Origin of the sequence: uncultured Maritalea sp. (genome assembly GCF_937139385.1) — a bacterium.
Taxonomy (GTDB): domain Bacteria; phylum Pseudomonadota; class Alphaproteobacteria; order Rhizobiales; family Devosiaceae; genus Maritalea; species Maritalea porphyrae_A.
Window position 1 is genome coordinate 1 of the sequence record NZ_CAKZPW010000111.1, and the last position, 20,952, is coordinate 20,952.

Consider the following 20,952-nt stretch of genomic DNA (forward strand, 5'->3'; position numbering starts at 1 on the left):
GAATTGCTCGCCCACTTTCGGCAGCGGCTCGCCTTCCTCCTCATAGATCGCCAACGATCCGCAGGTTGCCGTCTTTTTACCCAAAACGATTAGATCCACCAGTTCATCGCGCAGCTTTTGGCCATCACCAAACTCTGCGATCTCGAGATCACGATATTTGGCGGCTAAACCACCAACGATAAAAAAGCGCTTTAACAAATGCGCAAAGCCACGCGCATCATCAATTGCAAAGTGCGTGTGTGGCTGATTTCCGATCCATGTGTCTGGCACACGCCGTGTGGTCCAATCATGGTGCGGCGCATTCGCGATTGTGCCCGCTAGCGAATAGATATCGACACAGCCGCCGGCAAAAATCCGCTTTTGCTTGCCCGGCCCACCAAACACGCGCGTGTTGGCAAACTGATCCAAATAATGGTCCATATAGGTTCCATCAAAAATCAACGGTGCAGAGGCGAACGCCATGCGTGCCTTAAAACCTTCCAGCCACGCAACATAGTCAGCCATTGCATCTTCGGGCGCTTTTGGATTGGTTGTGGCCGCAGCATATGCTTCGGGCTCGGTCTTCCACCACTCCATTGTTTCGGGATCAGGCACTCGATCTGAGCGCGGCTCAAGCACCGTTTCAAACTCGCCCAACACATCGCCACGACGATTCATAGCCACGCTCGCAAAACTCAGCATGGAGTTACGCAATGGGCTTGGGCCATCTGTTTCAATGTCTGTGACGATATAGACGGTTTCGTCTATATCGCTCGACGTTGTTGTCACGATGACAAGCCCCCAAACAATGTTGGGAGATCAAGTGGGCGGAAGCCATAGTGTTCCATCCAACGTTTGTCGGCGTCAAAGAAGTCACGCAGGTCTGGCATGCCATATTTCAGCATCGCGATCCTGTCGATCCCCATGCCCCAAGCAAAGCCTTGGTAAATATCTGGATCAAGGCCGCAATTGCGGATGACGTTGGGGTGCACCATGCCGCAACCCAAAATCTCTAGCCAGTCATTGCCTTCGCCAATTTTCACTTCATTGCCCGAACGATCACACTGCACGTCCACTTCCATGGACGGCTCGGTGAAGGGGAAGAAGGATGGGCGGAAGCGCGTTTTGACGTTATCGACTTCAAAATAGGCTTTTAGGAATTCTTCCAGTACCCAACGCAATTGGCCAATGTGTGATGATTTATCAATCACCAAGCCTTCAAGCTGGTGGAACATTGGGGTGTGTGTCTGATCACTGTCGCAACGATATGTGCGACCCGGAATCACCACGCGAATTGGCGGTTCTTGGTTTTCCATGGTGCGAATTTGCACAGGGGACGTGTGCGTGCGCAGTACCATTTTATTGCCATTGCTTTCTTCGCCCTCGGCCACAGGCTTGGCTTTCATGAAAAACGTATCGTGCATTTCACGAGCCGGGTGCCCCTCAGGGAAATTCAGCGCGGTGAAGTTGTAATAGTCGCTTTCAATGTCTGGGCCTTCGGCGATTGCAAAACCCATGTCAGAAAAAATTGCGGTAATTTCATCCAGAGTTTGAGACACAGGGTGAATGGAGCCGCGCTGCATCGGACCTGCTTGAAGTGGCAGGGTCACATCGACCTTTTCTGACGTCAAACGCGCTTCAAGCGCCGCCTTTTTTAGCGTTGCCGATTTGGCTTCAATCAATGCTGCCATATCGTTTTTGAGGCCGTTGATTGCAGGGCCTGCAGTTTGGCGTTCCTCAGGGGACATTTTGCCCAAAGACTTCAGCTGACCTGAGACGGAGCCTTTTTTGCCCAAAGCTGCAACGCGCACAGCGTCTAGCGCTTTCTCGTCACTTGCATTTTCAATGTCAGCGGTAATTTGCTCGCGCAATGTATCAAGTGAGATTACGTCGTTCATTTTGGACCTCTTGTCCCCTCAAATGCATCAAAGTGGGCGTTATTGGCCCATCGGTTATGTTGATTGTAGATTCGGTGTGCACCATACAAACGCACAAAGCCCTGTGCCACCCCTTTAAGGAAGGCACAAGGCTTTTAATTCGGCCTCAGATAGAATGAGGTAAAAGCTTTAAGCTGAAACCCGCTCGTGGGTTACAACGTCAACTTCTTTGAGGTAGTCAAGAGCGGCTCTTGATGCGTCAACCAAAGCTTTGAAGCTTTCAGGGTTACGCACTGCCAAGTCAGCCAATACTTTACGATCTACCGCAATCTCAGCCTTGCTGAGGCCGTCGATAAATCGACCGTATGTTAGGCCGTGCTCACGCACTGCAGCATTGATCCGCTGAATCCACAAAGCACGGAAATTCCGCTTTCTTGCTTTACGGTCGCGATATGCATATTGACCAGCTTTTTCAACTGCCTGTTTAGCAATACGGATCGTATTTTTACGACGGCCGTAATAGCCTTTTGCAGCTTTGATTGTTTTCTTATGACGGGCGTGGGAGGTTACGCCTCTTTTTACACGTGACATGGATCTGTATCCTTAAAAGTCGTTATTAGGCGTAAGGCAGGAATTTTTTCACCGTACGGGCATCTTGAGCACACATGGCGCTCGTACCGCGATTTTGGCGAATATATTTGCCGTTATGGCTGATCAAACGGTGACGTTTGCCTGCTGCTGCTGCCATGACTTTACCAGTACCAGTCACTTTAAAACGCTTCTTCGCGCCAGACTTTGTCTTCAGTTTGGGCATTTTGCTCGTCCTTTTCTTTGCCTTCAGGTTTAACCCCCAAGGCGGGTTCAGCATTATGGATCAACTCGGCATACCCTTCGGCCGGCCGACCCGCTTGAAGTTCAGGGTTATAATCCCACGACTATCAATATGCAAGCATTGAATCGCCGGATTCTGCGTACATGTTACTCGTCGTGCTGGTCGATGAGAATATCGTTGCCATCAGGGTCCGTGAACGCTGCCATTTTTGGATAGTCCTGTCCGCCCATTTGCATGGAGTATTCGATGCCCAGCGCATCCAATTTCTTGTGGATGGGTTTAATATTTTTTGGATTGAACGTCAGTATGTTCTTTTCGAACATGCCTTGGAATATGCCAATTCTTGCATCCCCATTGGCCAACACGAGCCAATTCTGTTCTTCCACACCAGCGACCACTTCAAAGCCGAGACCTTGATAGAATTCTTTTGACTTTTTGATGTCTTTTACGTTCAGGCTAACTGAAAATCGTCCTAGTTCCATTTGTCTCGCCTCCTCTTTTTAAAGACATGTATATAGCACATACAAAAACGGGCCCGAAGGCCCGTTCAAACACTCAAATCTGCGCCCGAATTATTTCTGGGCAGTTGGCGACAAAATCATAATCATTTGCCGGCCTTCAGTTTTGGGTTGAGCTTCAACCTTTGAGATTTCGGTCACTTGATCGCGCACTTTGTGCAACAGCTGCAGGCCAAGCTGTTGGTGAGCCATTTCACGGCCACGGAAACGCATGGTCACCTTAACCTTGTCTCCACCTTCCAAGAACTTCACCACATTGCGCATTTTGACTTCAAAATCGTGCGTATCGGTATTTGGACGCATCTTGATTTCTTTGACGTCAATAATTTTTTGCTTTTTGCGCGCTTCGGCCGCCTTCTTTTGGGCTGCGTACTTGTATTTACCCAAGTCCAAAATTTTACAAACCGGCGGTTTCGCGTTGGGCGATATCTCCACAAGGTCCAAACCAGCTTCGCGCGCGCGTTCCATCGCGTCACGAGTACTTATCGTGCCGTGGTTTGTGCCTTCTTCATCGATGAGTTGAACATCTGGGGAGGTAATTTCTCGATTTGAGCGTGGCCCATCTTTTTGGGGCTGCACGGGTCTTTGGGGACGACGAATGGTGACTTTTCCTTCTTTTGTGAAACCTAGGTGATTTATGCGCATAAAATCTGGTCAAATGGATCTAAAGTCAACCGCCAAACAGAAGAATTGAGCGCTGATTGCGAAATAGTTGCTGCTCTTCTATCAAATAGAGCAGTTTTAGTGAGATTCGGTGACCACAAGTGCAGATTTTATCCCAACATCTAACCCTAGGCGAGGCGAACACCCGTCGCCAGTTGGCGATATTGCATCGGAAAGGCAATGGTCCGGGTCTTTTTTGGCTCGGTGGCTACAATTCGGATATGCAAGGCAGCAAGGCTGTGGCGCTTGACCAATTCGGCGCGCAAAACGATCTTCCCGTCACCCGTTTTGATTATATGGCGCACGGTCAATCAACCGGCGATTTCATGCATGCAACAATAAGCACGTGGCTTGAAGACGCGATTGCCGTATTTGAAAACTTCACAGACGGCCCACAAATCCTTGTGGGCTCGTCTATGGGGGGATGGCTTTCTATGTTGCTCAACCAACATCTGCGAGCGCGCAATATTAATTCGGTCACGGCAATGGTTTTGATTGCGCCCGCCATTGACATGACCCGAGAACTGGTGCCGAACCGTTTCACCCAAAAACAGCTGCAAGAGTTAAAGCGAGTTGGTTATTTAGAGGTGCCAAGTGCTTATGCTGACGCGCCCTACATCTACACCCAAAAGCTACTTGATGACGGCGCACAGCATTTGCTTTTTGGCACGCAGATTGAAACGGGATGCCCAGTGCATATTCTCCAAGGGCAGCAAGATCCTGACGTGCCACCGGCCCACGCGCAACGCTTGTTGCAGCATCTTATGTTGGATGAAGCTCACCTAACCCTAGTGCCGGACGGTGACCACCGTCTGTCGCGACCTCAAGACTTGGAAATGCTTAGACGATTGCTTAGCTCTCTTGTTCAAGAATAGAGGCAAGCCCTTCACGGTATGTTGGGAAGTTTAACTTCAGACCTAAATCCTTCTTTAGCCGCGCGTTGCCGCAGCGTTTGTTGTCCCCATAAAATGAGCGCGCCATTGGCGTCATATCCGCCGTTTCAAAGGGCTCTTCGGGAGGCGGAGGCAAATCAATCATCTTCGCCGCAAACTCAATCACCAGATTTGGCGATGCAGGTTCATCGTCAGCGCCGTTAAATACACCTGTGGCTTTTAGTTGAGCAGCTCTAATGACGATTTGGGCGATGTCTTCAACATGTATTCGATTGAATACTTGCCCCGGCTTTACGATGCGCCGCGATTTTTCAGCACGAATTTTGTCAAAAGTGGAGCGGCCCGGGCCATAAATCCCAGCTAAACGGAAAGTCGCGAATCCAACTCGGTTTGCACTTGCTTGTTTTTGCCATTCTTGTTCAGCGCTTACGCGCCATTGGCCACGTTTAGAGACTGGCTTGGGTTCAGTTTGCTCTGAAATCCAAGCCCCATCAAAATCGCCATAAACCCCGACAGTTGAAAGATAGCCAAGCCATTGAAGATTATTTGCGAGTTTAAAGAAATTTGGGATCGCACTTAGTATCGGATCCCCCTCTTGTGATGGGGAGGCTGAAATGACCACGTGGGTTGCAGTTGCCAAGTGTTCGGCCAATTCGTTTGTCAGTGCACCATCAAAAATGATAACATCTACACCTTGGGACACGAGCTTTGCCCGTTTCTCCGCACTACGGGTGGTACCTACGACTTCGCCGGGCCATTGTTTTGCAATAGCAAGACCTGAATAGCCAATGCCGAAAATCACGAGCTTCATTTTACATCTCCCTGCCACTCGGCCATCACGGTCTCATCGGCTTCAGTTTTTTTTGCCGATTGAGCACAACTTGCGAATTCATTTGATGTTACGTGCTGGCTTAAAGCCCAAACCGCAGCGCCGCGTACAATTGGATTATCTTCGTTTAGATGGGCTTTTATGTCGCCAACCACATCATGTCCTTTTGCGTTGCCAAGAGCGATCAACACATTGCGCAAAAATGCATCGCGACCCAACCTTTTTACCGGTGACCCAGCAAAATGGGTTCGAAATGCTGCATCATCGAAATTGGCCAAGTCCACAAGATTCGGCGCGCGCAGGTCTTCACGCATTTGCAGCTTAATGTCGGCAGTGGTTTTGGCAAACTTATTCCACGGGCACACTGCCAAACAATCATCGCACCCATAAATGCGATTGCCAATTGGTTTGCGAAACTCAACCGGAATAACGCCCCTAAATTCATTGGTGAGGTAAGCGATACATTTGCGCGCATCCAATTTGTAGGGTTCTGGAAAAGCGTTGGTTGGGCAAATGTCCAAACAGCGGGTGCAGGAACCACAGTGATCTGTCTCAACCTCATCAATTGGCAGCTCAGCGTCTGTCAGGATCGTGCCTAGAAACAACCAACAGCCTTCTTGCTTTGAAACAAGCACTGTGTGTTTGCCTTGCCACCCGATCCCGGCTTGCTGGGCCAGTGGCTTCTCCATTAAAGGGGCCGTATCGACGAAAACCTTAACGTTGCACGCAGCTTGGCGGCTCAACATCCCGGCCAGCTCTTTCAGCTTGCCTTTAATGATGTCATGATAATCACGGTTACGGGCATAAACTGAAATGATTCCCTTATCTGTTTCCCCCAACATATCCATCGGGTTTGTGTCAGGCGTATAATTGTATGCCAACACAATCGCTGACTTTGCTTCAGGCCAAAGAGCGTTTGGCGACACACGGCGCTCAAATGTCTCTGCCATCCAGTCCATATCGCCATGCCAATTTTTCGCGATCGCGTTTTGCAAGTTGGTTTGCCAATCGGCCGGCACTTTTGCTGAGGCTATGCCAAATTGCACAAACCCCAATTTTTGTGCACGTTTTTTAAGATCGGCAACAATTTTGGATGATGGAGCAAGACCCAAAAATCAATGTCCGCATAGGTTGCCGATGCGGGCATTCCAACAACGCGATCAAGCAACAAGGATCTGAACGCTGGGCGTGATTTTAGGCGTTGGTACCAATCTTTCACTTCTGGGGCGGTCGCCCATGGCACTTCTGCCAAATAGTCAAGCGAAGACAGTTGAGCGGCAAACGCGAAGTCAGCCATGGTCATTTCGTCACCGGCAAGCCAACGACGCGTGGCCAGTAAATAATTGAAGTAGGCCAAATGCTCGGTCAAGTTCGCCCGCGCAGCACGCAAAACCGATGTATCCGGACTTCCACCAGGTCGATCATTCTTGATGAATTTCTCTTCAATGATATAGCGAGACACATCGTCGGAAAACTTGGTCAGCGCCCAATCCATCAGGCGACGTGTTTCTGCCCGCATCCTGGGATCAGTCGGCAACAAAATTGGCTGGGTGCCGAATTGCTCTTCGATAAAATAAATAACTGCACTGGCGCCCACCAAGGTCAACTGATCATCGACATTTAGAACAGGCACGTCACCTGCTGGACTTACATCCAAAAAGTCTTGTTCACGACGCCATGCTTTTATATGCACCAGTTCGATTTCTTTGCCGTATTCAGCACACATGAGGCGTACCAAACGGCATGTTGGGTCAAGCGTATAATGTAGCAATTTCGGTACAAACATTTTTCGACCCCTTTTTGGCTTTACTCGAGATTGGTACGGATTAAGAGTGGCGTTAGAACAAAGATAACATCTTAACGTTAATTTGCGCCAAATTTTCACCAATTGATAGGAGAACTCATGGCCGCCGATCAAGGCATTTTTGTGCCCCTGATACTTGGAATTGTCGAAGGGTTAACAGAGTTTCTACCTGTCTCCTCAACTGCCCACATTTTATTGTTGGGTGATTGGTTGGGATTTGAAAACCCGGGGCAGTCATTTGAAGTGCTTATTCAGTTGGGTGCAATTTTGGCTATCGTTACGATTTATTTCAAAAAACTGCTGGACCTGTTGCTCGATGCTTTGCGTGGCAAAGCATACGCCCTTCGGTTTGCCGCTGGGGTTTTGTTGGCGTCTTTTCCCGCTGCAATTGCTGGGGTGTTGTTGCATGGCTACATAAAAACCGTCCTCTACAATACGCCCCTAATCATCTGCTCAATGCTGATCACGGGTGGGATCATTTTATTGATCGTTGATCGGATGAAGCTGACGCCCAAATATGACGACATTTATGAATATCCATTGCCCTTATGTTTTGGCATTGGCATTTTTCAGATGCTGGCCCTTGTTCCAGGTGTTTCTCGCTCTGGTGCGACCATTGTGGGGTCAATGCTCATGGGCACGGACAAACGCAGCGCGGCTGAATTCACGTTCTTTATCGCATTGCCGATAATGACCGGCGCGTTTGGTTATGATCTTTATAAGAACATTGACGTCATCACGCTGGACGCGGGTCTCAACATCGCCGTGGGATTTGCGGCCGCCTTCATTGTGGGAGCGATTGTTGTGCGCTACCTGCTCGACTTTGTATCCAAATATGGATTTGCGGTATTTGGCTGGTGGCGCATTATTGTTGGTATCGTTGGTTTGTTTGCGCTTGGCCTAATTGGCTAAGCGCAAACCAATGCCGTCTAATTGGTGCTTGGCATATTTTCTTCGTACTGCCCATTTTTGCAGAAACGCCACAAATATGTGGGAAGAATTGCAGCCATGGTGGTGGCTTCAACACCAAAGGCACTCAACGTACGCTTTTGCTTTTTCGCTTCATCAGACACTACATTATCATTTTGCAGCAAAGTGACTTGATCTGCCGTCAGCCAAGGGTTTGGCAATATTTGCAGAACAGAGCCGACAAATTTTGCGAATGGGGTGGGGACAGGCAACAAAAGGTTGTTGCGACCCGTTTCTGCCAACAAACGCTCGAGCAATTGCCGCATTGTTTCAACTTGCGGACCGCCGATTTCGTAAATCTTACCGCCTTTTACGCCGCCGTTTGCCGCAACAGCAAACGCCTCAGCCACATCACCAACGTAGATTGGCTGCATTTTGGTTGCGCCACCCACCAATGGAAGAATTGGAGAAAGGCGCGCAATTGCACCGAACAGATTGAAGAAGCCATCATCAAGGCCAAAGATTATTGACGGGCGTATAATAATCGCATTTGGGAATTCTTTAAGCACCGCTTCTTCGCCCAAAGCCTTTGAGCGTGCATAGTCGCTTTCAGATTCTTTGTTGGCTCCAATGGCAGACATGTGCACAAGGGTTTCAACGCCGGCAACCTTTGCAGCTTCTGCAACGTTTTTTGCGCCCAAATGCTGCACCGCATCAAAGCGTTGTTTGCCACCTTCAAATAGAATGCCCGTGAGATTAATCACGATATCGGCTCCACGGACCGCACGAATAACTGATTCAGGGTAACGCACATTGGCTTGGATTGGCACAATTTGGCCGACACCACCCAGCGGTTTAACATCGCCTGCCAAATCAGGCCGACGCACTGCAACGCGAATACGGTGCCCTTGCTTTGCAAGTTCTTGCACCAGTTGGCGCCCCACAAAACCTGAACCACCAAAAATTGTGATCAATTTGCCCGCGTTGTCGCTCATGTTTTTGAACCTTTTAATCCATTGCGCGATTAAACAATTGAAGCCCTGCTTCTGTTGTGCCCTGTTTAGCTTGATCCTATTGGCTTTGTCGAGACTTAGAGCCGCGAATAATTGCCGCAAACAAGACCATAAAAACAACAAACCGTGCACAATTGACAAATCAGCTAACGCTCAATAGAGATTTTGCTGTGTTGCCCTGGTGGCGGAATTGGTAGACGCGCTAGCTTCAGGTGCTAGTTTTCGCAAGGAAGTGGAAGTTCGAGTCTTCTCCAGGGCACCAAGTCTTTTTGCACCGATCTGCGCCAAATTTCAGCTGTTAGCCACTCATCACTGTAGGCAGCCAAAGCACCAACATGGGGAACGCTACGAGCAGCGACACCCGCACAAGCTCCACAAAGAAAAACGGCAAGACGCCCTTGAAGGTTTCGCGCATGGGAATATCATCCGCAATTGAGGATATTACAAAGACGTTTAGGCCCACAGGCGGGGTGATCAATCCTAATTCCACCACAATTAGCGCCAACAGACCGAACCAGATTTTCAGATCATCGCTGCTCATCCCAAAGCCAGAACCAAACGCGGCTTGATAAGCACCGCCGTTCAGTTCAAGCAGCACGGGCCAAAAGAACGGGATTGCCAGCAAGATCATTGAAAGTGAATCCATCAGGCAGCCCAAAACAATCAGGCTCAGCAGTAGAATTGAGAGTACAACCAGCGGTGGCAATCCCGATGTCGCCATCCATTCAGCTACCGCTTGGGGCACGCCTGCGCGCGACATGAAAATCTTGAGCATTTCAGCACCCAGCAAAATCAAATAGATCATGCCTGTGGTTTTGGCGGTTTCTTCCAATGCTTCGCGCATTTGGCTAGCGCCCAGTTTCTTGCGAAGTGCGCCATAGGCCCACACAAGAACAACACCAACCGCTGCGGCAGGGGTTGGGTTGAACCATCCCAAATACATACCGCCTATGACAAGACCAAAAATCAAGACGACGGGCAGAACGCCTTTTGTCGCGCTCACCCATTCTTTTGCTGAAACGCGGTCAGCCCTTGGGGCAGCATTTGGGAAAATGCGCGAATATATGCTGATCGTTACAATGAACAAAACAACTGCGAGGATGCCGGGCACCAATGCCGCTTTAAACATGGTGACAATGTTGGCTTCAACAATGATCGAATAGATAATCAGCACAACTGAAGGGGGAATGAGGATGCCCAGCACCCCACCAGCGGCCAGCGTGCCCGTTGCCAACGCGCCAGAATAGTTTTGCTTGCGCAATTCGGGCAAGGCGACTTTGCCCATGGTCGAAGCGGTAGCCAAAGAGGACCCACAAACGGCGCCAAACCCGGCGCAAGCGGCAACTGCCGCCATAGCGGAGCCACCACGAAAACGGCCAAACCAAGCTTTTGCGGCCCGAAAGAGATCATGGCTTAATCCAGCCCGCGTGGCCAATGCGCCCATGAGCACAAACATGGGCAAGACCGAAAGGTCGTAAATGGAGAATTGCCCGTACGCCAGTGTTTTGAGTTGGCTCATAAAAATGTCGACGCCACTGAGCAATGTAACGCCAATTCCACCAACCAAAATCATGGCGTAGGCAATGGGCATGCGCAAAACGATTAAGCCGATCAGCGTAGCCATGCCGGCGAAACCAAGTAGAAGCGGGTCAGTCATTGGCGCTAATCGTCCAAAGGTCAGCAAGGTTTTTTCGCAATGTCATTAGTGCTGACAACGCCAAGAGCAGCAAAGAGGCAAGGATGGGTACAAAAGCGAACCAATGGGGAAGTCGCAAAATTGAAGTGGTGTATCCATAGGCGAATTGGTCAAGCATGCCATAGCTCATGCGCCAGAGCAGAATAAGCGCGAAGGCCAGTGCCACAAAGTCGGCTGCAAGGCGCAACACAGCAACCATCTTCGGCGATGCCCGAGCGGTGAAAATATCAGCGGAAACATTTGCCGTTGTCAGCTGGCAATAGGGCAAAAAGGCAAAGGCGGCGATGGCCACACCCATTTCCGTCAGTTCCAGATCACCGGGAATGGGTCGCCAAATGGTGGCCAGAACTGCGGAGCAGAAGTTGACCAACACAACAGCCAGTAGAATTACACCGCCGAACATTGCCCAACCGTGCACCGCTTTTTGCCAAACAGAGGGCGATTGAGGTGTGCTGCTTGTTACATTGTGGGGGGTGGTGAAACTCATTTTGCCTGTTGCCGTATCAAGTGCAAGTGCTGTCTAAAATACCTGTTGCTCTTTCATACCTCAAGTCAAATTGAGATGCTACGAGTTTGCGGCAGCACGAAAAAACCCGGACCAAAAGGCCCGGGCAAAGTTCGCGAAACACCCTTTTTAGGGATCTATTGGCCGTAGCCACCGCCAGATGGGGTTTGAATGATCACGCCTTCCCCTGCTTTGCATTCGATCTGGGAACGGCCATCTACGCTTTCCTTTTCACCGTCGACGCCCAGCTTGAAGTTGGCGCCAACTTGACCATCGCCTCCGCCATTCAGCCCCTTAGGCAGCACGATGCGATGCCCACACAGGAAGGAAACATCCATTGGTTTGAGGAAACGGATTTGACGATGCACACCGTCGCCCCCTGTGAACTGACCGCTGCCACCTGTACTGCGACGAATATGGAAGTCTTCAAGCACCACCGGATATCTTGTCTCGAGCACTTCAGGGTCTGTTAAGCGCGTGTTGGTCATGTGCGAATGCACGGCGTGAGCGCCATTGAAGTTTGGTCCAGCGCCCGTGCCGCCGCAAATGGTCTCATAATATTGATATTGCACATTGCCAAAGTTGAAATTGTTCATGGTGCCTTGCGCGCCCGCCATCGCCCCCATTGCGGCAAACAAGCAATCAGTGACGGCTTGAGAAACTTCCACATTGCCCGCAACCACAGCTGCTGGATATTGAGGGGTGAGCATAGAGCGCTCAGGCAGTCTGATTTCAATTGGGCGCATGCAGCCCGCGTTCATAGGTATGTTTTCATCGACCATACAACGGAAGGCATAAAGAATGGCGGCGCGTGTTATGGGTTCTGGCGCATTGAAATTATCCGATTGTTGATCGCTGGTGCCAGTAAAGTCGACAATGGCTTTACCTTGCGCCTCGTCCACTGAAATCGAGACCGCGATTTTGCACCCTTGATCAAACTCGACCTCGGCGGCGCCATCTTTTAGGTTGGATATGGCGCTGCGCACACAAGTTTCTGCGTAGTCTTGCACGAACCCCATATAGGCGTTGACCACTTCAAGGCCATAGTTTGCCACCATATTGAGCAGTTCGGCGACGCCCTTTTCGTTGGCCGCGATTTGTGCTTTCAGATCTGCAATATTTTGCGCCGGATTGCGGCAAGGGTATTGGCCACCCGTTAAGGCGCTTTGGATAAAGGACTGTTGGAACTCACCTTGTTTAACCAATATCTGGTTGTCCAAAATAACGCCCTCTTCTTCGATGGAGGTGGCCAACGGCGTCATCGAGCCCGGTGCAATACCGCCGACATCGGCATGATGTCCGCGTGAGGCGACGAAGAATAGGGGCTTGTCATCCCCACTGGAGAAGACAGGCGTGACCACCGTGATATCCGGTAGGTGCGTGCCACCGTTGTAAGGAGCATTGGTGACAAAGACATCGCCCGCCTTCATTTGAGGATGAGCTTGAATAACACTAGCGACAGAGCGATCCATGGACCCCAAATGCACGGGTGTGTGTGGGGCATTGGCAATTAGGGCACCTTGATTGTCAAAAATCGCACAGGAGAAATCCAAACGCTCTTTAATGTTTGTTGAGCGCGCGGTATTTTGCAAACGCAGCCCCATTTGCTCCGCGATGGACATGAAGAGATTGTTGAATATCTCTAGCATAACGGGGTCTGCCGTTTTGGCGGATATTAGTTCGCTGGCATGGGCAGACGTTCGCGCCATGATAATCAATCCATTGTTGTTGACCGTTGCGTTCCACCCTGGCTCTACAATGATGGTACCAATAGCTTCAACGATAATAGCTGGCCCGACCAATTGCTGATCCGGGCGCAAAGCTTCGCGTTTGTATGCGCCCGCTTGTTGCCAATCACCGGCAGAGAAAAATCTAGTTTGATCGAACATTTCTGGTGCTGTGTCGATTTTGTCCAACATTGGTTCATCATGTTTAGAGCGACCACCTGCGGCTTCCACTTCTATAAACTCGATCACAATTTCAGCTTCTGGTTCAATAAAACCAAATCGCTCCTTGTGCACTGCCTCAAATTCGGTACGCATTTCAATTTCAGAGGTTAGATCAACCTCAATGGTTGAATCTGTGCCGCGATATTTAAGGTGCGCGGTGCTGCGCACCGTGCAGACGCGGTCTTCAATGCTCTGTTCAGCTAATTGTTGCAGCATGTCGCGACGCAATTGTTTGGCGACATATTTTGTTTCATCGAGAGATTTGACATTGAGGGCTTTTCCGACAGCCCTTTGGGTCGCCGCTTTAATGTCGGCCAAGCCCATGCCATAGGCCGAAAGAATGCCCGAAAATGGATGCACAAGCACAGTGCGCATGCCCAACCGATCAGCAACAGCGCATGCATGTTGCCCGCCTGCCCCACCAAAACAGGTCAGTGCATATTTTGAAATGTCATATCCGCGCTGTACAGAAATCTTTTTGACCGCGTTTGCCATGTTCTCAACAGCGATTTTAAGGAAACCTTCGGCAGCCTCTTCAGGACTTTGCAAACCTGCCTGTTCAGCGATCACGCTAAACTTTTCGCGCACCGCGTCTTGGTCCAGCGGTTGGTTTTGTTCCGGGCCAAATATTGGAGGGAAATACTGAGGTTGTACTTTGTTGAGCATTACGTTCGCATCGGTTACCGCCAAGGGCCCACCGCGACGATAGCTTGCGGGCCCCGGATTTGCGCCAGCGGAATGGGGACCAACGGTAAAGCGCCGTCCATCAAACTCGAGAATAGAACCGCCGCCCGCTGCCACAGTGTGGATTTTCATCATAGGGGCGCGCATGCGCACGCCCGCGACTTCTGTTTCAAAATCCTTTTCAAATTCGCCGTTGAAATGGGCCACGTCTGTTGACGTGCCGCCCATATCAAAACCGATGATTTTGTCAAAGCCGGCAAGTTTGCTGGTTTCCACTGCACCAACAATACCGCCAGCCGGACCCGACAGGATTGCATCGCGTCCTTGGAACATGTGCGCTGCCGTTAGCCCGCCGGAGGACATCATAAACATCAATTTTAAATCTGTGTTTTCTGTGTCGAGTTCTGATGCGACCCGATCAACATAGCGGCGCAGGATTGGGGACAGATAGGCATCAACAACTGTTGTGTCGCCACGCCCAACGAACTTGATAAGGGGCGAAACCTTATGACTTGCTGAAACTTGGGTGAAGCCAATTTCTTGCGCAATAAGTGCCGCTTTTCGTTCATGGTCGTGATATTGAAACGCGTGCATAAAGACGATGGCCACAGCGCGAATGCCATTGTCGAATGCAGATTGCAGAGCTGCTTTTGTGGCTTCGCTATCGAATTTCTCAACTTCTTTGCCGTCAGCTTGAATTCGACCGGGCACTTCTGCAACTTGCTCATAAAGCAATTCTGGCTTTTTGATTTCGCGGTCAAAAAGCTTCGGGCGCGCTTGATATCCAATTTCAAGCGCGTCTGCGAATCCCTTGTTGGTGAGAAAAAGGACACGATCACCTTTTCTCTCAAGTAGGGCATTTGTTGCTACAGTTGTCCCCATTTTGACAGTAGCGATCTGTTCTGATGGAATGGGAGCACCACTTTTAAGCCCCAACATATCGCGAATACCTTGTAGCGCCGCATCCGGGTAAGCCTCTGGATTTTCTGACAAAAGTTTATGCGGACGCAGTTCACCGTTGGGTGTACGCGCCACGATGTCGGTGAAGGTGCCACCTCTATCAATCCAAAAATCCCAACGACCGCTCACGACATAATCCTCCAACATCAAAATTCACTTTGCTATTGCTTTATTGATAATTTACTGACATTTTGTCAATGTAACATGACCACTTTTTTTATGTTGGCGAAATGCTAAACTCTAGGAAGGTGGATATCAGGAGGAAGAAATGAATAAGATTTTTAAGGTGGCTGCGGCCGCCGCAATTATTGGTGCCAGTGCAACGTCTTTCAGCTTTGCTGAAGACTGGGATATGCCGACACCTTATCCGGATAAGACATTTCACACAGTGAACATTCAGCAATTTGCTGATGAGGTTCGTGAAGCCACTGGTGGCCAGCTGAACATCAAGCTGCATACGGCTGGTTCTTTGATCAAGCATGGTGAAATCAAAAACTCAGTGCGCAACAAGATCGTGCCAGCGGGCGAGTTTTTCTTGTCACTGCTCGCGAACGAAGATCCAGCGTTTGGCATTGATTCATTGCCATTGGTTGCCACAAGCTACCAAGACGCAGCACGTCTTTGGGAAGCGCAAAAACCTGTTGTTGAAGAGCTTTTGGCTAAGCAACGCTTAATGCCATTGTTCTCTGTGCCGTGGCCCCCACAAGGGCTGTACACCAAGAAGGAAATCAAGACAGTTGAAGACCTCAACGGTTTGAAATTCCGTTCATACAACGCGAACCTTGAAAAGTTTGCGACTATGGTTGGCGCAGCGCCAACACAAGTTGAAGCACCAGACATTGCTCAAGCCTTTGCAACTGGCCAAGTTGAAGCCATGATCACTTCACCTTCCACAGGTGCAAACTCTAAAGCTTGGGATTTCATATCACACTATTCCCCAATCAATGCTTGGGTACCAAAGAACATCGTCGTGGTGAATTTGGCAGCGTTTAAGGCTCTTGATGCGGACACGCAAGCTGCGGTTCTTAAAGCGGCAGCCGACGCAGAACAACGCGGTTGGAACATGAGCCAGCGCGAAGCGGAAGAGAAGACGCAAGTTCTCGCAGATAATGGCGTTGTCATAGTTGAGCCGTCTGATGAGCTTAAATCGGGTCTTGGCAAAGTCGGTGCAGAATTGCTCCAAGACTGGCGCGCGAATTCAACACCTGCAGCAGATGCAATTGTTGACGTTTATTTCAAATAAATAATCCGCAGGCGGGCGACAACTCCCTTTGTCGCCCGCTTGTTTTTTGGGGAGGGGAAAACCGTTGCGTACAGTTTTGGATCGCATCTATTTGGCGGCAGGCAGCTTGTCCGCCATTTGCATATTGACCATATGCGTCATCGTGACCATGCAAGTGGTCTTCAATCTAATCACCAAATTATTGGGCACACAGTTTGCCTATACAATTCCGTCATATGCAGACTTTGCAGGCTTTTTGTTGGCTGCAGCTTCATTCTTGGCACTCAGCTATACGCTCAAGCATGATGGGCACATACGTGTCACTCTGTTCCGCGACATGATTAAGGGGCCGATTGGTCACCTGATTGAAATCACCACACTCCTGATTTGCGCCGCTGGTGCCGCCTTTATGACCTATTCGATGTTTGGCCATTTGATGGAGTCGATTGAATATGGTGACGTTTCGACGGGCATTATTCCCATTCCTTTGTGGATACCGCAGAGCACTTTGTTGCTGGGGTTAGCCCTGTTCACCCTTGCGCTGATCGACAATACCGTGATTGCCATTTTGGGCAAAAAGCCCCCCGCGATTGATGATATTAAAGAGGAACACCTAGATGTCTGAGTTGATGATGATGGTTGTTCTGGTCGGCGCGCTGTTTACGATGCTGGCAATGGGCATGTGGGTAGGATTTGCGCTCACTCTAACGGGCGCCTTGGGCATGGTGATGTTCACTTCAGCGCCATTGGGGCCAATTCTGGCCACCACCTTTTGGGGGCATAGCCATTCTTGGGCGCTGGCTGCATTACCGCTGTTCATTCTGATGGGCGAAATATTGCTTAGATCGCGATTATCAGAAGACATGTTCACCGGCCTCACGCCGTGGCTTGGCAAAGTGCCGGGCAAATTGTTGCACGTAAACATTCTTGGCTGTGCGATTTTTGCTGCCGTTTCTGGCTCGTCTGCAGCCACCGCCGCCACCATCGGCAAAATGAGTGTCCCCGAACTTAAGAAGCGTGGGTACCCGGACAGTTTGATTTTGGGCACTTTGGCGGGATCAGCTACGCTTGGCCTACTTATTCCCCCTTCGATTATTTTGATCGTTTATGGGGTTTCAACCGAACAATCCATCGCGCGCCTGTTCATCGCTGGTATATTGCCGGGGATATTATTGGTGGGCATGTTTGCCGCCTACATCGCGGCGATTGCTTTGCTTAAGCCCGAGATTTTCCCAAAGGAAGTATTGAACTTCTCTTTCATGGAAAAGCTCAAAGCATCCAAACGCTTGTTGCCCGTTATCGCGTTGATCGCTGGCGTGATTGGCTCAATTTATGCTGGCATTGCGTCGCCAACGGACGCGGCGGCAGTTGGTGTTGTTTTGGCCCTTGTGTTGGCGTGGTCTTCCGGCTCTTTGAGCTGGGACATGTTCAAACAAAGCGTGATGAATGCCACCATCACCTCATGTATGATTGCCTTCATTTTGGCCGGTGCTGCATTCCTTACTGTTTCAATGGGATTCACTGGTATTCCGCGCAACTTGGCGGCTTGGATTGACACCCTCAACTTAGGACCTTGGGCGTTACTTGGCGCATTGACCGTTTTCTTTGTGATTTTGGGATGCTTCTTGGATGGCATTTCAGTGGTCGTTCTCACCACAGCCATCATTATGCCAATGATCGATGCAGCGGGAATTGACCCATTGTGGTTCGGCATTTATTTGGTGATCGTTGTCGAGATGAGTCAGATCACGCCGCCGGTTGGGTTCAACCTGTTTGTGATCCAAGGATTAACGGGCGACAATATCTTTAAGATTGCAAAAGCAGCGCTGCCGTTCTTCTTTTTATTATTGGCGGCCGTTGTGTTGATCACCATTTTCCCGCAAATCGTTACAGCTTTGCCCAACCTAATGCGGGGCTAAACAACTAGAGTGAGGCCGCTGCGCGTGAGGCTTGATCATAAAGGCCAGATAGCGTCCTCATCATCGCTGCCATTTCGCTGAGTTGATCCTTATCAACCTCGAGATGGTTGAGACTATCGAGCAAGCATTGCTCACGGATTTCACGATATTTGTCACATAGCTCAAAACCCAGCTCAGTTGTTGAGTAGAACATCTCTTTGCCGCGCTTCTCCCCTTGAATAAGCTCCGCTTTTAGAAGTTTTTTGAGCGCATAATTGACCGTGTGGCTATCATCAATGTTGAGCAAAAAGCAAATATCGGTCAGGCGTTTTTGGCGCTCACGATGATTGACATTGTGCAACACCAAAATCTCAAGCGACGACAACTCTGGATATCCGGATGCGATCATGCATTTGGCCATCCAACGGCTAAAGCCGTTGTAAGCGATGATCAAACCATACTCAAATTCGGAAAGCTGCCAGCCTTCTGCTGAAGCCAAATGACGAGATGAAACAATCCGACGCTTTTTCATATACCTGCTTTTTTCGCTCTTGCGGTGAGAATTCATCCCACCTCGCATTCAAATCGCTGGTATTTTATCAACATCAACTGGCAATTCCAAGCCCTTTTGGATCAGTATTTGCTCCACAATTGGGGCAAAAGGCCAGCTATTTGAAGTAGTCGCGCAGGGCCTCGAGCAGATTATTCAGATCATCTGCGCTGTTGTAGGCGGCCACAGACACACGAACAATGGTCGTCCCCTTCCAATCAAAAACGGGAATTTCGATATTTCTTTCATTCAACAAGAATGATTTTAACGCCTTCGGATCTGATTTTGGCATGGGCATCGCCACCATTTGTGGCGCGCAAAACTGGGGTGAACTCAGTGGTTCCATTTGTGTGAATTCGGTGACCCTTTTGGCGAATTCTTGCGCGCGCTGATTGCAAACGGCGCTCACTTCATCCCAATGGTGTGTTTCGCGAAATTCAAGCGCAGCGGGAACGGCCAACCAAGCCGAAGGGTCTTGGGTGCCTTGGATTTCAAAACCATCCAAAAATGCGGTTCGATCCTCTTTGCGGTCTTTCACGTTCCAGCCGTGGCTGATCACCAAAGGCTCTAGCTTTTGGTGCCAATCAGGGCGTGCCCACAAAAATCCGGCCCCTTTGGGGGCCAGCAGCCATTTGTGGCAGTTCCCCACATAAAAATCTGCACCCAGCTCGTCCAAGTCCAAGTCAATCAAACCGGGGGCGTGCGCGCCATCTATCACAGTGATAATCCCGCGCCGGCGTGCTTCGTCAATTACGCGCTTGATTGGAAACAACAGAGCCGTTGGCGAGGTAATGTGGCTGAGAAGCAAGATCTTTGTGCGCTCGTTCATTTGTGAAACCAGGTCTTCATTGAACTGATCCGCAGAGAGAAGTGGCATGGTCACTTGAGCTCGCACAATTTTCGCGCCTACCTTTCGAACCAAAAACTCCCACGTATTCTCAACCGCCGCATATTCATGGTCGGTGGTCAAAATCTCATCGCCTTCCGTCAGCGCAATAGAACGTGCGATAGCGTTAAGTCCTGTAGTGGCATTGGTCACGCGCACCAGGTTTTGAGCTGATGTGTTGAACTCTTGAGCCAACATGTGGCGTGGTTTGGAGAGATTATTGATCAGGTCTCTTTCTTGATCAAGGAATGCAACCGGTTGCTGTTCAAGACGCAGCTGCCAATCTTGGTAGTTCTGGAACACCGGCTTTGGGCACGATCCGAAAGAACCGTGATTGAGAAAAGTCAGCCCTTTGCGCAGCAAGAAATAATCAGCAAAATTTGTCGTCATACTATCTACCTTTAAGCGTTGGGTCCAAGGCATCGCGCAGCCCATCGCCAAACATTGTGACAACTAAAACAGTTATGGCCAGAGCAAGAGTTGGGAACAATGCCAAATGCCAATAAAAGAACATGAAGTTAATCCCCAAATTGATCATTTGCCCCCAGCTTGGCGTTGGCGGCGGAATGCCAACCCCTAAAAAGCTAAGCCCCGCTTCAAGCATCATGGCCAAGGGAATGGCCAAAACAAAGCCCACAATGATCGGAGAAATTGAGTTCGGAATAATGTGGCGCAAGATGATGTACCAAGTGGAGCCACCAAGCGCTTGGGCTGCGCGTATAAACTCTTTGTTGCGGAAGGCCATCACTTGGGCGCGCACCATCAAACATACTTGCACCCAACCAAATAGCGCGGCAATCAACACGATATTGAAGTACCCCCCTTTGGTAAGCGCTGCGAGCAGCAGGGCTGCCAGCAGTGGTGGGACAACCGAGAATATCTCAATAATGCGCATGATGAACCAATCTATTGTGCCACCGAAATAGCCAGCGATTGCCCCAAGCGGCAAACCGATTAACACGCTAAAACTAGCAGCAGCTAATCCAATAGAAATCGAAACCCGCGCCCCGTGAATAATGCGTGTGAAATAGTCGCGGCCCAAGTCATCAATTCCAAACCAGTGCTCGGCCGAAGGAAAAGCCAGAGCACTGGTAAGGTATTTTTGCTCATTGGGGCCAACGCCGGTTAGGAACGGCGCAAATACCGCAACAAGCAAAATCAGCAACAAGAGCACACCTGCAAATACAGCACCTTTGTTGGCTAAAAATCGATGCCAAGCATAATAGGCAGCGCCTCGAGATTTGTGTGATGCCTCAATGGTCAAAACGGGGGCAACGTCGGCCAT

21 protein-coding genes and 1 tRNA gene are annotated in these 20,952 nt (G+C 49.9%); 6 read left to right on the forward strand and 16 right to left on the reverse strand.

Annotated elements, in window-relative coordinates; all coding sequences use genetic code 11:
* From Q0231_RS04490 to infC, 6 genes are all read right to left on the reverse strand, one after another.
* Positions 1-768, reverse strand: a 768-nt coding sequence (locus tag Q0231_RS04490; RefSeq protein WP_299345625.1) for a hypothetical protein, incomplete at its 3' end; no start/stop codon positions are given.
* Positions 765-1,877: a phenylalanine--tRNA ligase subunit alpha gene (pheS, locus tag Q0231_RS04495; protein ID WP_269393050.1), complete on the reverse strand. Its 1,113-nt coding sequence runs from the start codon at positions 1,875-1,877 to the stop codon at positions 765-767. The genes pheS and Q0231_RS04490, both read right to left, overlap by 4 nt.
* Before the next feature lie 168 nt (positions 1,878-2,045).
* Positions 2,046-2,447, reverse strand: coding sequence for a 50S ribosomal protein L20 (gene rplT / locus Q0231_RS04500; protein ID WP_269393051.1), 402 nt, complete (start codon positions 2,445-2,447; stop codon positions 2,046-2,048).
* A gap of 25 nt (positions 2,448-2,472) precedes the next feature.
* Complete coding sequence (rpmI, locus tag Q0231_RS04505) at positions 2,473-2,670, reverse strand: 50S ribosomal protein L35 (protein WP_027834229.1); 198 nt, start codon at positions 2,668-2,670, stop codon at positions 2,473-2,475.
* 164 nt (positions 2,671-2,834) lie between these two features.
* Complete coding sequence (locus tag Q0231_RS04510) at positions 2,835-3,170, reverse strand: VOC family protein (RefSeq protein ID WP_269393052.1); 336 nt, start codon at positions 3,168-3,170, stop codon at positions 2,835-2,837.
* 90 nt (positions 3,171-3,260) lie between these two features.
* On the reverse strand, positions 3,261-3,806 hold the full coding sequence (gene infC / locus Q0231_RS04515; RefSeq protein WP_269393604.1) for a translation initiation factor IF-3: 546 nt from the start codon (positions 3,804-3,806) through the stop codon (positions 3,261-3,263).
* Between the two features lie 164 nt (positions 3,807-3,970).
* Here infC and Q0231_RS04520 point away from each other — a divergent pair, with 164 nt between their 5' ends.
* A complete protein-coding gene (locus tag Q0231_RS04520; protein ID WP_299345636.1) occupies positions 3,971-4,744 on the forward strand; it encodes an alpha/beta hydrolase in 774 nt (257 codons plus the stop codon).
* Here the strand turns inward: Q0231_RS04520 and Q0231_RS04525 are convergent.
* The 3 genes from Q0231_RS04525 to Q0231_RS04535 are packed head-to-tail and all read right to left on the reverse strand — an operon-like array spanning position 4,722 to position 7,377.
* Positions 4,722-5,573, reverse strand: a complete 852-nt coding sequence (locus Q0231_RS04525; RefSeq protein ID WP_299345638.1) for an SDR family oxidoreductase — start codon at positions 5,571-5,573, stop codon at positions 4,722-4,724. The two genes, Q0231_RS04520 and Q0231_RS04525, sit on opposite strands and share 23 nt — an antisense overlap.
* A complete protein-coding gene (gene queG, locus Q0231_RS04530) occupies positions 5,570-6,703 on the reverse strand; it encodes a tRNA epoxyqueuosine(34) reductase QueG (RefSeq protein WP_367274471.1) in 1,134 nt (377 codons plus the stop codon). The genes Q0231_RS04525 and queG overlap by 4 nt, the downstream gene beginning before the upstream one ends.
* Positions 6,622-7,377 carry a glutathione S-transferase family protein gene (locus Q0231_RS04535; RefSeq protein WP_299345640.1) on the reverse strand — a complete coding sequence of 252 codons (756 nt, stop codon included), beginning with the start codon at positions 7,375-7,377 and terminating at the stop codon, positions 6,622-6,624. The genes queG and Q0231_RS04535 overlap by 82 nt, the downstream gene beginning before the upstream one ends.
* A gap of 117 nt (positions 7,378-7,494) precedes the next feature.
* Between Q0231_RS04535 and Q0231_RS04540 the strand changes: the two genes are divergently transcribed.
* Positions 7,495-8,307 (forward strand): undecaprenyl-diphosphate phosphatase, encoded by an 813-nt coding sequence (locus tag Q0231_RS04540; protein ID WP_269393057.1) that lies wholly within the window; start codon positions 7,495-7,497, stop codon positions 8,305-8,307.
* A 17-nt stretch (positions 8,308-8,324) separates the two neighbouring features.
* On the opposite strand, the gene Q0231_RS04545 is transcribed toward Q0231_RS04540, so the two are convergent.
* Positions 8,325-9,299 (reverse strand): complex I NDUFA9 subunit family protein, encoded by a 975-nt coding sequence (locus Q0231_RS04545; protein ID WP_299345642.1) that lies wholly within the window; start codon positions 9,297-9,299, stop codon positions 8,325-8,327.
* A 193-nt stretch (positions 9,300-9,492) separates the two neighbouring features.
* On the opposite strand from Q0231_RS04545, the gene Q0231_RS04550 reads away from it, so the two are divergent.
* Positions 9,493-9,579, forward strand: a tRNA-Leu gene (locus tag Q0231_RS04550).
* Positions 9,580-9,615: 36 nt separating this feature from the next.
* Here Q0231_RS04550 and Q0231_RS04555 read toward each other — a convergent pair.
* The 3 genes from Q0231_RS04555 to Q0231_RS04565 form a co-directional block, all read right to left on the reverse strand.
* On the reverse strand, positions 9,616-10,974 hold the full coding sequence (locus tag Q0231_RS04555; RefSeq protein WP_299345643.1) for a TRAP transporter large permease: 1,359 nt from the start codon (positions 10,972-10,974) through the stop codon (positions 9,616-9,618).
* A complete protein-coding gene (locus Q0231_RS04560; protein WP_269393060.1) occupies positions 10,967-11,500 on the reverse strand; it encodes a TRAP transporter small permease in 534 nt (177 codons plus the stop codon). The genes Q0231_RS04555 and Q0231_RS04560 overlap by 8 nt, the downstream gene beginning before the upstream one ends.
* 155 nt (positions 11,501-11,655) lie before the next feature.
* Positions 11,656-15,240 (reverse strand): hydantoinase B/oxoprolinase family protein, encoded by a 3,585-nt coding sequence (locus Q0231_RS04565; protein ID WP_299345644.1) that lies wholly within the window; start codon positions 15,238-15,240, stop codon positions 11,656-11,658.
* A gap of 139 nt (positions 15,241-15,379) precedes the next feature.
* Between Q0231_RS04565 and Q0231_RS04570 the strand changes: the two genes are divergently transcribed.
* The 3 genes from Q0231_RS04570 to Q0231_RS04580 all read left to right on the forward strand — a co-directional run bounded on the left by Q0231_RS04570 (position 15,380) and on the right by Q0231_RS04580 (position 18,252).
* Positions 15,380-16,354, forward strand: coding sequence for a TRAP transporter substrate-binding protein (locus tag Q0231_RS04570; protein ID WP_269393062.1), 975 nt, complete (start codon positions 15,380-15,382; stop codon positions 16,352-16,354).
* Between the two features lie 64 nt (positions 16,355-16,418).
* Complete coding sequence (locus tag Q0231_RS04575) at positions 16,419-16,958, forward strand: TRAP transporter small permease (protein ID WP_299345647.1); 540 nt, start codon at positions 16,419-16,421, stop codon at positions 16,956-16,958.
* Positions 16,951-18,252: a TRAP transporter large permease gene (locus Q0231_RS04580; RefSeq protein ID WP_299345649.1), complete on the forward strand. Its 1,302-nt coding sequence runs from the start codon at positions 16,951-16,953 to the stop codon at positions 18,250-18,252. Before Q0231_RS04575 ends, Q0231_RS04580 begins: the two co-directional genes overlap by 8 nt.
* A gap of 4 nt (positions 18,253-18,256) precedes the next feature.
* Here the strand turns inward: Q0231_RS04580 and Q0231_RS04585 are convergent, their stop codons facing one another.
* The 3 genes from Q0231_RS04585 to Q0231_RS04595 form a co-directional block, all read right to left on the reverse strand.
* Positions 18,257-18,763: a winged helix DNA-binding protein gene (locus tag Q0231_RS04585; protein ID WP_269393065.1), complete on the reverse strand. Its 507-nt coding sequence runs from the start codon at positions 18,761-18,763 to the stop codon at positions 18,257-18,259.
* A 136-nt stretch (positions 18,764-18,899) separates the two neighbouring features.
* Positions 18,900-20,057: an aminotransferase class V-fold PLP-dependent enzyme gene (locus Q0231_RS04590; RefSeq protein ID WP_299345652.1), complete on the reverse strand. Its 1,158-nt coding sequence runs from the start codon at positions 20,055-20,057 to the stop codon at positions 18,900-18,902.
* A 1-nt stretch (position 20,058) separates the two neighbouring features.
* The gene (locus Q0231_RS04595) at positions 20,059-20,952 is read right to left on the reverse strand and encodes an ABC transporter permease (protein ID WP_269393067.1); all 894 of its coding nucleotides are present in this window, start codon (positions 20,950-20,952) and stop codon (positions 20,059-20,061) included.